Here is a 12,418-nt window from a genome sequence, read left to right on the forward strand (position 1 = left end):
AATGTTAACGTCTCGTTGAGCATCCGGTGCCGGATGCTCAACGCAGATCCCTATTTGTCGCCGGGCAGGAAGTGATCACGGGCGCTCGCCCGTCCGCCGCTGGCGGTATCGGTGATCGCAACCTCGAGATCGCGCGAGCTCTTCGGCAGATCGGCGGGCCCGACCTGCACCGACAGCCTGACCTCGCGGGTCTGGTCCTGCCCGACCTCGACGACGGGCTTGCCACCGGGGGCGGCTTCGATGCCGGCAACCCGAATGCTCGCGCCGGGCAGTCCGGAGACATCGATCGCAAACGATCGCTGTGCGCCCTTGTTGAGAATGCGCACGGTGTAATCGTTGCGGACCCCGCCGTCCGAGAGCTGAACGAACAGCGGATTGCGCTCGTGCAGCACGTTGACGTCCATGGTCGCGCGTGTGGCGAGGGTGTAGACCATGATGGTGCCGACGATGGCAATGGCTGCGGTATAGATCAGCGTGCGCGCGCGGACGATGCGATAGATCGGCGGTTTGCCGTCGCGCCGGCGCTGCATGTTGATATCGGTGTCGTAGCCGATCAGGCCCTTGGGCCGTCCGATCTCTTGCATGACGTTGTCGCAGGCGTCGATGCACAGGCCGCACTGGATGCAGCCGAGCTGGATGCCGTGGCGGATGTCGACGCCGGTCGGGCAGACGTTGATGCATTGGTGGCAGTCGACGCAATCGCCGGCGAAATCGCCATGGGCGCGGGCAGCTTCCGCTTTCTTCACCGACATGCGCGGCTCGCCGCGGTCGCGGCGATAGGTGACGTTGAGCGCCCATTCGTCGGTCAAAGCGGCCTGGATACGCGGCCACGGGCACATGTAGATGCACATCTGCTCGCGGGCGTGGCCGGCGAAGACGTAGGTCGTCGCGGTCAGGATGCCGATCCAGAGATAGGCGATGAACGGGGCCTGGAAGGTGGCGAGCTCCTTCACCAGCGTCGGCGCGTCGTCGAAATACAGCACCCAGGCGCCGCCGGTCCACCAGGCGATCATGATCCAGAGGAAGTGCTTGAGCGCAACCTTTCGGATGTGGTCGAACGTCCAGTAGCGCTTGTCGCCCTGCATACGCTCGCGCCGGTCGCCTTCGACCCAGCGCTCGACGGCGTAGAACAAGTCGGTCCACACGGTCTGCGGGCACAAATAGCCGCACCACAGTCGCCCCGCGACCGCGTTCATCAGGAACAGTGCCATCGCCGCGATGATGAGCAGACCGGTGAAGTAATACACTTCCTGCGGCCACAGCTCGATGAAGAAGAAATAGAAGCGGCGATGCGGCAAGTCGATCAGCACGGCCTGGTCGGGCAAGCCGGGGCCGCGATTCCAGCGCACGAACGGCAAGAGATAGTAGATCCCGAGCGTGACGCACAGGATCGCCCATTTGATGCGGCGGAACGGCCCGTGGACCGATTGCGGATAGACCTTCCTGCGCTTCTCGTAGAGAGGCCCCTCGATGAAGGTGTCGTCGGTCATGGCAAATTCCCCCGCATCACTGGCTGCATCCGCGCGTGTTCAGGAGAACGCGCAGCCGCTGCTCAGGCCCAGCTTCCTGAACACGATCGCTGCCGGGCAGAAGCCCGTGAACGAGGCCTGCAACATGTTCAGCCCGGCGAACGCCGTCAGCAGGTACCAATACGCATTCACATAGGTGCCCAGTGCGAGACCGAGCAGGACGACGCATCCCGCAAAGGCGAGGACGGCTCTATCGACATTCATGGCAGGCTCCTTCTACTTTCGAACAGGTCAGGTTGGTTTCGGTCCAGGCGACGGATGCTGCGCGCATCCATCGCGCCGGAATGGCGTGTCGTGCTCAGGTGCCGGTTCGGACCTCCTTGAGCTTGGCGATGTTCAGCTTGTCGAGAACGAAGCGCTCGTAGAACGGCTCGCTCTCGCCGCGCCGCATCTTGCGCAGGAAGTATTTCTCGAACGCGACCTTGGCGAGGTGCACCCATTCGCCCTTGGAGGACCAATTGACGTTGCGCGGCGGGATCTGCGGCTGCGCGAGGAAGGCGACGCCGGAATCGCCGAAGTCGGCGAGGCAGATCGCGTTCCAGGTCGGCTGCGCCGTCGGCGCCTTGCCGCGGAGCAGGGCGCCGATGTTCATCGCGGTCGCCGTCACCATGGATTCGATCATGAAGCCGGTCTTGGGGACGCCCACCGGTACCGGTGTCGCGCCGACCGGCGCAATCGCGACGCAGACGCCGATGGCAAAGACATTGGGGAAGGTGGGGTTCTGTTGGTGCTTGTCGACGATGACGAAGCCGCGCGGATTGGTCAGCTTCTCGATGCCGCGCACCGCCTCGACGCCGCGAAAGGCGGGCAGCATCATCGAATAGACGAATGGCAGCTCATGAGCCTTGCGGGACGTGCCGTCGTCGGAAAACTCCTCCACCGTCATCAGGCCGGGGGCGACGTTGTCGATGCGGGCGTTGGTGATCCACTTGATGTGCTTCTCCCGCATCTCGCTTTCCAGGAGACCCTTGGTATCCCCGACGCCGTCGAGACCGAGGTGGCCGATATACGGCTCCGAGGTGACGAACGTCATCGGCACCCGGTCGCGCAGCTTGCGGCGGCGCAGTTCGGTCTCCAGGATGAAGAGGAACTCGTAGGCCGGGCCGAAGCAGGAGGCGCCCTGAACGGCGCCGATCACGACCGGGCCGGGATTGGCCGCGAGCTGCTCGAAGGCGTCGCGGGCATGCGCGGCGTGATCGACGTGGCAGATCGACTGGGTATGGCCCTGCGGCCCGAGGCCCGGGATTTCGTCGAAGGCAAGTTCGGGACCGGTCGCGACGACCAGATAATCATAGTCGATCGACGTGCCGTCGCCGAGCTCGACACGGTTCTCCTCGGGGTGGACGCGCTTTGCGCCCTGCGTCAGCAGCCGCACGCCCTTGCGTTTCATGATGTCCGCGAGATCGATCTCGATCTCCTCGCGCTTGCGCCAGCCGACGGCCACCCAGGGATTCGAAGGCACGAAATGATAGACCGCGCCTTGCGAGATGACGCTGAGGCGGTCCTCCTTTCGCAACTGGGGTAGCAATTCATAGGCCATCAGCGTTCCGCTCAGACCGGCTCCGACTACGACAACTTCCGCCATGGGTTCCTCCGTTGGATCAGGCCGCTTCACCGGTTCTGTGCCGGTTGTCGTGCAGCGCTTGACTATATATTCGTAATTGCGTATATACGCAAGTATGAAAATAAATAGCGAGATCATGGAGCGGGCGGCGGACCAGGCGAGCGAGTTGCTCAAGGCGCTCTCGAACCGTCACCGTCTTCTCATCATCTGCCAGTTGATCGACGGTGAGCGGTCGGTCGGCGAGCTGGCCGAGTTCCTGAGCCTGCGCGACTCCACGGTCTCCCAGCATCTTGCGCTCCTTCGCAAGGATGGCCTGGTCGCCGCCAGGCGCGATGCGCAGACGATCTTCTATTCGATCGCCAGCGAGCCGGCCCGCGAGATCCTGAAGACGCTTTACCAAGTGTTTTGCGCGCCGAAGTCCGCAAGGACGAGGTGAAGCTTAGGAGTGGGCGGGAGGGCGCGCCTTGCGCGAGATCAACGCGCCTTCGCCCGATGTCGATGAAATGAGAGGGCACCGCGGCGCGGTGTGATGAACCGATGACGACACGAATGTGTCCTTTGCAATATCTGGCGCGCCTGGGGCTTCTGGCCGCGTGGGCGGTGATCGGAGTACCGGCGGGGTCCGCTGCCGCCGCGGGAACGCTGACCGTTGCGCAGCAGACGGTCAGCGACGAGAAGGCCGTCTTCGCGACCGTCGAAAGCATCAGCGTGGTTCCCGCACGCGGCCGCATCGGCGGGACCGTAGTTCAGCTCAAGGTGCGGGAAGGCGATCGCGTCACCGCAGGCCAGGTCATCGCGGCGATCGGCGACGAGAAGCTGGTCCTGCAGATGAAATCGCTCGATGCGCAGATCGAGGCGCTGCAGGCCCAGGCCAGGCAGGCGCAGCTCGACTTCACCCGGACCGAAGGACTGGTCGAGCGCGGCATCCTGCCGCGCGTCAAGCTCGACGAACAGCGCACGGCGCTCAACGTCGCCGACAACGGCCTGCGCGCCAGGACTGCGGAGCGTGCCGTCATCAACGAGCAGCTCAACCAGGGACAGGTGCTCGCGCCCGCGGACGGGCGCGTGTTGAAGCGGCTGATCACCCTGGGGTCCGTCGTGCTCGCCGGCGACCCGATCGTGACGGTCGCCGAGCAGAATTTCAAGTTGCGGCTGCGCGTGCCGGAGCGCCACGCGCGCTCCTTGAAGGCCGGCGACAGGGTCCGCGTCGATGGCGCGGAGCTGGGGGGAGAAGCTTCGAAACGGGGCGTGATCGACCTCGTCTATCCCCAGATCGAGGAGGGGCGCGTCATTGCGGACGCGACCGTCGAGGGGCTCGGCGAATATTTCGTCGGCGATCGCTTGCGGGTCTGGATCGCCGGCGGCGCGCGGCCGGCCTTCGTCATTCCGTCCAGCTATGTGACGACGCGGTTCGGAATCGACTACGTCCAGCTCCGGAAAGGCAACGAGACGATCGACGTGCCCGTGCAGCGCGGCCGCGACATGCCGACGCCTTCGCTCCCCGACGGGCTCGAGATCCTGTCGGGTATCCAGGCCGGTGACCAATTGGTGCGGCCGTGAATCTCGGTCTGTCAGGACGGTTGACCCGGTCGACCATCGCATCGCCGCTGACGCCGCTGTTCCTGATCGGAGCGCTCGTCGTGGGGCTGATCGCGGTCGTGGTGATCCCGCGCGAGGAGGAGCCGCAGATCAGCGTTCCCATGGTGGACATCCGCGTCAATGCCGACGGCCTGCGCGCGCCCGACGCGGTGGAGCTGGTGAGCAAGCCGCTGGAATCGATCGTCAAGGGCATCGACGGCGTCGAGCACGTCTATAGCCAGACCGAGGACGACCGCGTGATGGTCACCGCGCGGTTCCTGGTCGGCACCAAGTTCGAGGATGCCATCCTCAGGGTGCACGAGAAGATCCGCGCCAATCTCGACCGCATTCCCGTCGGCATCCCGGAGCCGCTGATCGTCGGCCGGGGCATCAACGACGTCGCGGTGACGGTGCTCACGCTGTCGCCGAAGCCGGAAGCCGCCAGCCGTTGGACCGACAAGGACATCTACGAGCTCGCCGACAAGCTGCGCGCGGAGCTGATGAAGGTCGATGACATCGGCCTGACCTACATCTCCGGCGGCGCGGCGCAACAGAGCCGGGTCGAGCCCGATCCGGAGAAGCTGTCGCTGTTCGGGATCACGCTGCAGCAGCTCGTGGCCAAGGTGAAGGACGCCAACCGCTCGTTCCTGGCCGGGCAGGTCCGCGATGCCGGCATCGTGCGGAGCGTCGTGGCGGGGCAGACGCTGTCCGGCATTCCCGACATCGGACTATTGCTGATCACGAGCCGTGACGGCCGGCCGGTCTATGTCAAGGACGTCGCTTCCGTCGTCGTCGGGCCGAGCACTGTCGAGCATCGGGTCTGGACGGATTCGCGCGAGGCCGGTGGGCAGTGGGCGCGGACGCCTGCCGTCAGCCTGGCGCTGGCCAAGCGGGCCGGTGCGAACGCGGTCGTAGTCTCCGAGAACATCGCCAAACGCCTCGAAGGCTTGAAGTCGCGCCTGATCCCCGAAGATATCCAGGTGACGGTGACGCGCGACTACGGCGAGACCGCCAACGAGAAGGCCAACGAGCTCTTGTTCCACCTGGGCCTCGCGACCGTCTCGATCGTCGTCCTGATCGCGATCGCGATTGGCTGGCGCGAGGCGCTGGTGACCTTCGTCGTGATTCCCACGACGATCCTGCTCACGATGTTCGCCGCCAATTTGATGGGCTACACCATCAACCGCGTCAGCCTGTTCGCGCTGATCTTCTCCATCGGCATTCTCGTCGACGACGCCATCGTCGTCGTCGAGAACATCGCGCGGCATTGGGGCATGCGCGACGGCCGGCCGCGCCTGCAGGCGACCATCGAGGCGGTGGCGGAGGTCGGCAATCCCACCATCGTGGCGACCTTGACCGTGGTCGCGGCGCTGTTGCCGATGCTGTTCGTGTCGGGCCTGATGGGCCCCTATATGGCGCCGATCCCGGCCAACGCGTCGGCCGCCATGCTGTTCTCGTTCTTCGTCGCGATGGTGGTCGCGCCCTGGCTGATGCTCAAGCTCGCGCCGAAGGGCGAGGTTGCCTCCGCGCATGCGGCGCACGACGAAGGCCGGCTCGGCCGGCTCTACCGGCGCTTCGCCACGCCGATCGTGCGGAGCAAGCGGTCGGCCTGGATATTCCTGCTCGGCGTCGGCATCGCAACCCTGCTGTCGATGACGCTGTTTGCAACCAAGTCGGTGACGGTCAAGCTGCTGCCGTTCGACAACAAGTCCGAAATCGCCGTGGTTGTCGACCTTCCGGAAGGAGCGAGCCTGGAAGCGACCGAGCGCACGCTGTTCGGCGCGGCCGAGATCGCGCGGCAATTGCCGGAGGTCACCTCGCTGCAATCCTACGCCGGCACGCCCGCTCCCTTCAATTTCAACGGCCTTGTGCGGCATTATTACTTGCGCCAGAGGCCCGAGCTCGGCGAGGTACAGGTCAACCTGACCGCGCGCGGCGAGCGCAAGCGCGCAAGCCATGAGATCGCGCTCGAGCTGCGCGAGAAGCTGAAGGCGCTCGATCCGCCCGCCGGCACCAGCATCAAGGTCGTCGAGGTGCCGCCCGGGCCGCCGGTGCTGTCGACGCTGCTCGCCGAGGTCTACGGTCCCGATGCGACCACGCGCCGTGCGGTCACGGCCGAGCTGAAGAAGGTGTTCGCGGAAGTGCCGTTCATCGTCGACGTCGACGATTCCATCGGCGAGAAGCGGCCGCGGCTGCGGCTCTCGATCGACCAGGACCGGCTCGAGTTCTTCGGCGTCGAGCAGCGCGACGTCTACGACACCATCCAGGCGCTGTTCGGCGGCATCTCGATCGGCTATTCGCATCGCGGCGAGGACCGCAACCCGATCGAGATCGCAGTGCATCTCGGAAAGCGCGATCTGGTCTGGGACGAGGCTCTGGCCTCGACGCCAGTGCCGGCCAACACGTTGCCCGGCAGCAAGACGGTGGTCGAGCTCGGTCAGGTCGTGAAGGCGACCATGGAGCAGGGCTCGCCGACGATCTTCCGCCGCGACGGCCGCTTCGCCGACATGGTGATGGCCGAGCTCGCCGGACGGTTCGAGGCGCCGCTTTACGGCATGCTCGCGGTTGCCGATCGCGTGGAGGCCCATGACTGGGGCAAGCTGCCGAAGCCCGCGATCAGCCTGCACGGCCAACCGGCGGACGAGTCGCGGCCCACGCTGCTGTGGGACGGCGAATGGGAGATCACCTGGGTGACCTTCCGCGACATGGGTGCCGCCTTCGGTGCAGCCATCCTCGGCATCTACGTGCTGGTCGTCGCCCAGTTCAGGAGTTTTCGTCTGCCGCTCGTCATCCTGACGCCGATCCCGCTGACGCTGATCGGCATCCTGATCGGGCACTGGCTGCTGGGGGCGCCGTTCACCGCGACCTCGATGATCGGCTTCATCGCGCTGGCCGGCATCATCGTGCGCAATTCGATCCTGCTGGTCGATTTCATCCGGCACAGCGGCGCAGACGGCAAGTCGCTTCGCGAGGTGGTGCTGGAGGCCGGCGCGGTCCGCTTCAAGCCGATCCTGCTCACCGCGCTCGCCGCCATGATCGGGGCCGCGACCATCCTGCTCGATCCGATCTTTCAGGGATTGGCGATCTCGCTCCTGTTCGGGCTTGCCTCATCAACGCTGCTCACCGTGCTGGTGATTCCCGCGATCTATATCGCCTTGCGCGCCCCGCGCGAGGCGGCGCCGACCACAGCCAAATCCAGCTAACGAGGGTCCAATGGACAAGAACTATGTCGACATCACCAGGAACATCTCGGCCAATCTGAAGAAGCTGCGAAGCGACATTCCCGATACGATGAAGGGATTTTCCGCACTCGCCCAGGCCGCCACGCGGGACGGCGCGCTGGACAAGAAGACCAAGGAGCTGATGGCGCTGGCGCTCGGCGTCGCCGCGCATTGCGATGGCTGCATCGGCTTTCACGCCGAGGCGCTCGTCAAGCTCGGTGCGACCCGCGAAGAGATCGAGGAGACGCTCGGCATGGCCGTGTATATGGGCGGCGGGCCGTCGCTGATGTATGCGGCGGACGCGATCGCGGCCTACGAGCAGTTCCAGCAGCAAACCGCTTCCGGCTGAGCGGCGCCGTCGGCTGCCTGACACGAAAAGGACCGGGCGACGATCGTCGTCCGGTCCTTTTGCCTTACCTTGCGGTCATTACCAGCGGTCGTCGCCCACGCCGACGCCGACGCTGACGCCGGGCGCGCGAATGCCGACGCCGCCGCGCGGCCCGTCATCCCAGTCGCGATGATACGTCCGCCGCTCATAGTAGCGTTCGCGCGGCATGGAATTGTAGGAATCGCGCACGATCACGCGCGAGCCGCCGCGCGTGCGATAGCAGCGGCCGGCGTCGTCGCAGACAAGCCGAACCTGCTGAACCAGATCCGGATTGGTGTACTCGCTGCTCGTGTAGATATCGGAAGCCTTCGCGCCCGAGACGGCTGCCAGAGCGCCGACGCCCGCCAACAGCGCAATCGTAAATGTCTTCATCATGTCCTCCTCCGAACTGCCCTTGCCGGTAACAAGAAGGGGAGGCGGCGATCGTTCCCGGCTCTAATGCTGGTTTTTCCCGGAACCACCGTCTTTGCGGTCCTAGATCGGCTCGTAGGTCTCCGTTCCGCAGATATCGTCGGCTTCCGCGCGCCGGCGGTCGACCACCTTTCCGCCTGATATCGTCACGATGTAGGTCTGGGCGCCGAGCGAGGTCCCGGTCGCGGAGGTGAGCTGGGCGCGGACGCAGGCGGTCCAGCCCGGCCCGCGCACCTCCCGATGGGGTGAAGCGACGTGCACCTCGCGCGGATAGGAGGTGGCGAGGAAGACGACGTCGATCTGCTCGCGCACCAGGCGCTTGACGTCGGGAGGCGCTTCGGGCGGCGGCTGCTCGGTTTCCTTCATGCGCATGAATTCCGGCACTGGCGCGCGGCTGTCGGCAATGCCGCAGCCGCCGAGCGCGAGCGCGGCGGCGAGCAGCGCCGCATGAGCAATGATCCGCAACATCCGTGAAGGTCCCCTGCGGGCCAACAGATAGGCAGGAATGCGATCCGGCGAAGTCCCCGGCGATCAAGATTTGCTGAAGTCTTATGGAAGCCTGGGAGCTCGCGGCATTTCATATTCCGGAATTGCAGGCTAAGTTTGTACCCCAGACGAGGGGGATTGCACCAATGAGGATTTTGGTCATCGCGGCCGCGGTCATGGCACTGACGGTCGCCTCGGCGCAGGCGCAGGGCCGGCGGCCATCCAATGACGCATCCAAACCGGCGGACAACAAGCCCAAGGTCGACGAGAAAGCCTACAAGGCTGCGCTCGAGCGTATTCCCGAGCCCAAGGACAAGTACGACCCGTGGGGCGGGGCTCGTCCGAGCGAACCCGCCAAGAAGCCGAAATAGAGCGAGGGAAACGTTGCGGACCGGCCGGCGAATTCCGATCGGGCTCGTTGCGCTGCTGCTGATTGCAGTGCGGCCAAGCGCGGCCTGGGAGAGTTGGGGCGGCGATGCCGGCGGCTCGCGCTTCTCGCCACTGCAACAGATCACGCCCGACAATGTCGGCAATCTGGTTCGGGCCTTCGAATTCCGCACCGGCGATCTTGCGGTGCGCCCGCCGGAGGTGATGCGGCGAACCAAATTCCAGGCAACGCCGCTGTTCGTTGAGGATAGCCTGATCTTCTGCTCGCCCTTCAACGAGGTGATTGCACTCGATCCCGGCACGGGCGCGCAGAAATGGCGCTACGATCCGAAGATCGCGACCAATCAGCGTCCCGCCAATCGTTACGTCTGCCGCGGCGTCACCCACTGGACCGACGATGAGGCGCCCGCGGATGCCGCCTGTCGATCGCGCATCTTCATGGGCACGAACGACGTTCGCCTGATCGCGCTGGACGCGAAGACGGGAATTCCCTGTGCCGGTTTCGGCAATGGCGGCGAGGTGAAGCTCGATATTGGTGTTGCCCTGGAATGGCCCGGTGAATTCCAGATCACCTCGCCGCCCGCCGTCTGCCGGGGTGTCGTCGTGGTCGGCTCCTCGATCTCCGACAACCGACGCGTCGATGCGCCGAGCGGCGTCGTGCGTGCGTTCGACGCGCGCAGCGGCCGGGCGCGCTGGAGCTTCGAGCCGCTCAAGCGTGACGGCATCGAAGCCGGGCACGCCAATGTCTGGGCGCCAATGTCGGTCGACGCGGCGCGCGGCCTGGTGTTCCTGCCGACGTCCTCGCCGTCGCCGGATTTCTGGGGCGGCAAGCGGCCTGGCAACAACGAGCATGCCAATTCGGTGGTCGCGCTGCGCATCGAGACCGGCGAGCTCGCATGGGCGTTCCAGACCGTGCATCACGACGTCTGGGATTACGATCTGGCGGCGCAGCCGACGCTCGCGCGCCTCGAAGCGGCTGACGGCCAGCGCGACGTCGTGATCCAGCCGACCAAGCAGGGTTTTGTCTTCGTGCTCGACCGCGATACCGGCAAGCCGGTCTGGCCGGTGGAAGAACGCGCGGTGCCGCAGGGCGGCGCGGAAGGGGAGACGTTGTCGCCGACGCAGCCGTTTCCGACGCATGTGCCGGCGCTGACGTCACAGACGATCTCGACCGACGACGCGCTCTCGCCGTTGCCGGAGCTGCGCCGCTCGTCCTGCGAGCGCCAGTTCACGGAGGCGCGCAACGAAGGTCTGTTCACGCCGCCTTCCGTGCGGGGCACGCTGGAGTTTCCCTTCACCGGCGGGGGCGTGAACTGGGGCAGCGCGGCCTTCGATCCGGTCCGGCAGATTCTCTATGCCAACACCGGGCGCGCCGTTCATCTCATCAGGCTGATCCCGCGCGCCGAGGCCGCCGGGTACAACCCGCCGCCGGGGCATGATTTCGGCCAGCAGCGCGGCGCGCCGTTTGCGATGTCGCGCGCGGTGATGATGTCGCCGCTCGGTCTGCTCTGCAACAAGCCGCCCTGGGGCGAGATGGTTGCGGTCGATCTGAAGGCCGGCAAGATCCTCTGGCGCTCGACGGTCGGCACCACCGAAGATCTGGCGCCGCTCGGCGCGCCGCTGCCCTGGGGCGCGCCTCTCGTCAACGGACTGGCGGTCACGGCGGGCGGTCTCGTCTTCACCGGCGCGATGGATGCTTATCTGCGTGCCTTCGATGCGCGAAGCGGCAAGGAGTTGTGGCAGGGACGGCTGCCGGTGCCCGGCGTCGCCAATCCCATGACCTATCTGTGGAGGGGCGAGCAATATGTCGCGATCGGCGCCGGCGGCCACTCCGAAGCTGGCACCTCGATCGGCGACAGCGTGGTTGCGTTCCGCCTGGCGCGGCCGGGCGAGGCGCCGACATTGTGGTCGCGCACCATCGATCGTCCCGGTGGACGATTTTTCGGGGCATCCGCGGCGATCGGAATCGCGATCGCCGCGCTCGTGATCGCAAGCCTGCGCTGGCGTCGCCGTCGTCGTATCACACAATCATAATCGTGTTGTGGATGCGATGCGAACGTTCGTTCACATCGAGCGCGCTATTGCACGAAGGCGAGGCCGACGCGCTTGTCACTGCGCCAAACTGTGCGACAATTCCGCACGAAATCGTCGCGCGCGATCGATAGCGTGAACGATTGCGGCAATGTGACGGGGGTGTCGAGGTCGATCGCCGCGCCGCCCGCCGACATGTTTCGCACGGTGCAGGGGATGCCGCTGTTTTCAAAGGTGATCGTTCCACCCTTGAAAACACGGTGCCGCTGCGCTGCACGCTTCTCGATCATCCGCGTTGGTCCATCATGATGATCGTGAAGTAGTGCATAGAAATTACGTTGAACTAAACTCAATACTGGCGCTACTTGCACAGCGCTTCAGACTTCGTTTACGACGTCGACGCGGAGAGTCTCTCCGCCGACTTTCCTCACACGCTTTTCTTTTGTGGCGCTACGCGCCAATGGAGATACTGATGAAGACCACGCTTTCGATTTTGCTCGCCGCCGCGTTCTCGCTGTCGTCGATGCCCGCCCACGCCGTCAAGTGGGACCTCTCGACCATGAGCTGCAAGCAGTTCCTCGAGAGCGGCGAAGACAATATCCAGGTCGTGCTGACCTGGATGGACGGCTGGTACAAGGGCGACGAGGACAACGCGATCATCGACACCGACGTGTTCATCGAGAACGCCAAGAAGTTCGGTGCCTATTGCGGAAAGAATCCGACCGCCAGCATCGTCACCGCAGCCGACGAAGTGCTCGGCAAGTAATCTTTGAAGCTTGCCGACTGAAGCGCGGATGCAATCGTGCTTCGGTCGCTCGCTTCG

General features: G+C 65.2%; 13 protein-coding genes. 7 read left to right on the plus strand and 6 right to left on the minus strand.

Annotated elements, in window-relative coordinates; all coding sequences use genetic code 11:
- Window positions 1-50 precede the first annotated feature (50 nt).
- The 3 genes from ccoG to AABA84_RS17095 all read right to left on the minus strand — a co-directional run bounded on the left by ccoG (window position 51) and on the right by AABA84_RS17095 (window position 3,114).
- Window positions 51-1,490 carry a cytochrome c oxidase accessory protein CcoG gene (gene ccoG, locus AABA84_RS17085; RefSeq protein WP_338312572.1) on the minus strand — a complete coding sequence of 480 codons (1,440 nt, stop codon included), beginning with the start codon at window positions 1,488-1,490 and terminating at the stop codon, window positions 51-53.
- A 39-nt stretch (window positions 1,491-1,529) separates the two neighbouring features.
- Window positions 1,530-1,733, minus strand: coding sequence for a YgaP family membrane protein (locus AABA84_RS17090; RefSeq protein ID WP_212252855.1), 204 nt, complete (start codon window positions 1,731-1,733; stop codon window positions 1,530-1,532).
- A gap of 94 nt (window positions 1,734-1,827) precedes the next feature.
- Window positions 1,828-3,114: an NAD(P)/FAD-dependent oxidoreductase gene (locus tag AABA84_RS17095; RefSeq protein ID WP_212252853.1), complete on the minus strand. Its 1,287-nt coding sequence runs from the start codon at window positions 3,112-3,114 to the stop codon at window positions 1,828-1,830.
- 115 nt (window positions 3,115-3,229) lie between these two features.
- Here AABA84_RS17095 and AABA84_RS17100 point away from each other — a divergent pair, with 115 nt between their 5' ends.
- The 4 genes from AABA84_RS17100 to AABA84_RS17115 all read left to right on the plus strand — a co-directional run bounded on the left by AABA84_RS17100 (window position 3,230) and on the right by AABA84_RS17115 (window position 8,241).
- On the plus strand, window positions 3,230-3,529 hold the full coding sequence (locus AABA84_RS17100; protein ID WP_246550997.1) for an ArsR/SmtB family transcription factor: 300 nt from the start codon (window positions 3,230-3,232) through the stop codon (window positions 3,527-3,529).
- Between the two features lie 101 nt (window positions 3,530-3,630).
- Entirely contained in the window at window positions 3,631-4,653 is a 1,023-nt protein-coding gene (locus tag AABA84_RS17105; RefSeq protein ID WP_246550995.1) for an efflux RND transporter periplasmic adaptor subunit, read from the plus strand.
- On the plus strand, window positions 4,650-7,874 hold the full coding sequence (locus AABA84_RS17110; RefSeq protein ID WP_338312573.1) for an efflux RND transporter permease subunit: 3,225 nt from the start codon (window positions 4,650-4,652) through the stop codon (window positions 7,872-7,874). The genes AABA84_RS17105 and AABA84_RS17110 overlap by 4 nt, the downstream gene beginning before the upstream one ends.
- A gap of 10 nt (window positions 7,875-7,884) precedes the next feature.
- Window positions 7,885-8,241 carry a carboxymuconolactone decarboxylase family protein gene (locus AABA84_RS17115; RefSeq protein WP_212252847.1) on the plus strand — a complete coding sequence of 119 codons (357 nt, stop codon included), beginning with the start codon at window positions 7,885-7,887 and terminating at the stop codon, window positions 8,239-8,241.
- Window positions 8,242-8,319: 78 nt separating this feature from the next.
- On the opposite strand, the gene AABA84_RS17120 is transcribed toward AABA84_RS17115, so the two are convergent.
- Both AABA84_RS17120 and AABA84_RS17125 read right to left on the minus strand, forming a co-directional pair.
- Window positions 8,320-8,655, minus strand: a complete 336-nt coding sequence (locus AABA84_RS17120) for a hypothetical protein (protein ID WP_212252845.1) — start codon at window positions 8,653-8,655, stop codon at window positions 8,320-8,322.
- A gap of 99 nt (window positions 8,656-8,754) precedes the next feature.
- Window positions 8,755-9,159: a hypothetical protein gene (locus AABA84_RS17125; protein ID WP_212252843.1), complete on the minus strand. Its 405-nt coding sequence runs from the start codon at window positions 9,157-9,159 to the stop codon at window positions 8,755-8,757.
- A gap of 164 nt (window positions 9,160-9,323) precedes the next feature.
- Between AABA84_RS17125 and AABA84_RS17130 the strand changes: the two genes are divergently transcribed.
- Both AABA84_RS17130 and AABA84_RS17135 read left to right on the plus strand, forming a co-directional pair.
- A complete protein-coding gene (locus tag AABA84_RS17130) occupies window positions 9,324-9,548 on the plus strand; it encodes a hypothetical protein (RefSeq protein ID WP_212252841.1) in 225 nt (74 codons plus the stop codon).
- A 13-nt stretch (window positions 9,549-9,561) separates the two neighbouring features.
- The gene (locus AABA84_RS17135; RefSeq protein WP_338312574.1) at window positions 9,562-11,598 is read left to right on the plus strand and encodes a pyrroloquinoline quinone-dependent dehydrogenase; all 2,037 of its coding nucleotides are present in this window, start codon (window positions 9,562-9,564) and stop codon (window positions 11,596-11,598) included.
- Window positions 11,599-11,642: 44 nt separating this feature from the next.
- Here the strand turns inward: AABA84_RS17135 and AABA84_RS17140 are convergent, their stop codons facing one another.
- Window positions 11,643-11,885 carry a PilZ domain-containing protein gene (locus tag AABA84_RS17140; protein WP_212252839.1) on the minus strand — a complete coding sequence of 81 codons (243 nt, stop codon included), beginning with the start codon at window positions 11,883-11,885 and terminating at the stop codon, window positions 11,643-11,645.
- Window positions 11,886-12,067: 182 nt separating this feature from the next.
- Here AABA84_RS17140 and AABA84_RS17145 point away from each other — a divergent pair, with 182 nt between their 5' ends.
- Window positions 12,068-12,361, plus strand: coding sequence for an HdeA family protein (locus AABA84_RS17145; protein WP_026201704.1), 294 nt, complete (start codon window positions 12,068-12,070; stop codon window positions 12,359-12,361).
- Window positions 12,362-12,418 lie beyond the last annotated feature (57 nt).

The sequence above is a fragment of the Bradyrhizobium sp. TM239 genome, assembly GCF_036247985.1.
In the GTDB taxonomy this organism is placed as follows: domain Bacteria; phylum Pseudomonadota; class Alphaproteobacteria; order Rhizobiales; family Xanthobacteraceae; genus Bradyrhizobium; species Bradyrhizobium ottawaense.

Excerpts from the sequence above, each read along its gene's own strand:
- AABA84_RS17125 (WP_212252843.1), bottom strand. The coding sequence starts at position 9,159 with ATGTTGCGGATCATTGCTCATGCGGCGCTGCTCGCCGCCGCGCTCGCG.
- AABA84_RS17130 (WP_212252841.1), top strand. The coding sequence starts at position 9,324 with ATGAGGATTTTGGTCATCGCGGCCGCGGTCATGGCACTGACGGTCGCC.
- AABA84_RS17140 (WP_212252839.1), bottom strand. The coding sequence starts at position 11,885 with ATGATCGAGAAGCGTGCAGCGCAGCGGCACCGTGTTTTCAAGGGTGGA.
- AABA84_RS17090 (WP_212252855.1), bottom strand. The coding sequence starts at position 1,733 with ATGAATGTCGATAGAGCCGTCCTCGCCTTTGCGGGATGCGTCGTCCTG.
- AABA84_RS17115 (WP_212252847.1), top strand. The coding sequence starts at position 7,885 with ATGGACAAGAACTATGTCGACATCACCAGGAACATCTCGGCCAATCTG.
- AABA84_RS17145 (WP_026201704.1), top strand. The coding sequence starts at position 12,068 with ATGAAGACCACGCTTTCGATTTTGCTCGCCGCCGCGTTCTCGCTGTCG.
- AABA84_RS17100 (WP_246550997.1), top strand. The coding sequence starts at position 3,230 with ATGGAGCGGGCGGCGGACCAGGCGAGCGAGTTGCTCAAGGCGCTCTCG.
- AABA84_RS17120 (WP_212252845.1), bottom strand. The coding sequence starts at position 8,655 with ATGATGAAGACATTTACGATTGCGCTGTTGGCGGGCGTCGGCGCTCTG.
- AABA84_RS17105 (WP_246550995.1), top strand. The coding sequence starts at position 3,631 with ATGACGACACGAATGTGTCCTTTGCAATATCTGGCGCGCCTGGGGCTT.
- AABA84_RS17095 (WP_212252853.1), bottom strand. The coding sequence starts at position 3,114 with ATGGCGGAAGTTGTCGTAGTCGGAGCCGGTCTGAGCGGAACGCTGATG.
- ccoG (WP_338312572.1), bottom strand. The coding sequence starts at position 1,490 with ATGACCGACGACACCTTCATCGAGGGGCCTCTCTACGAGAAGCGCAGG.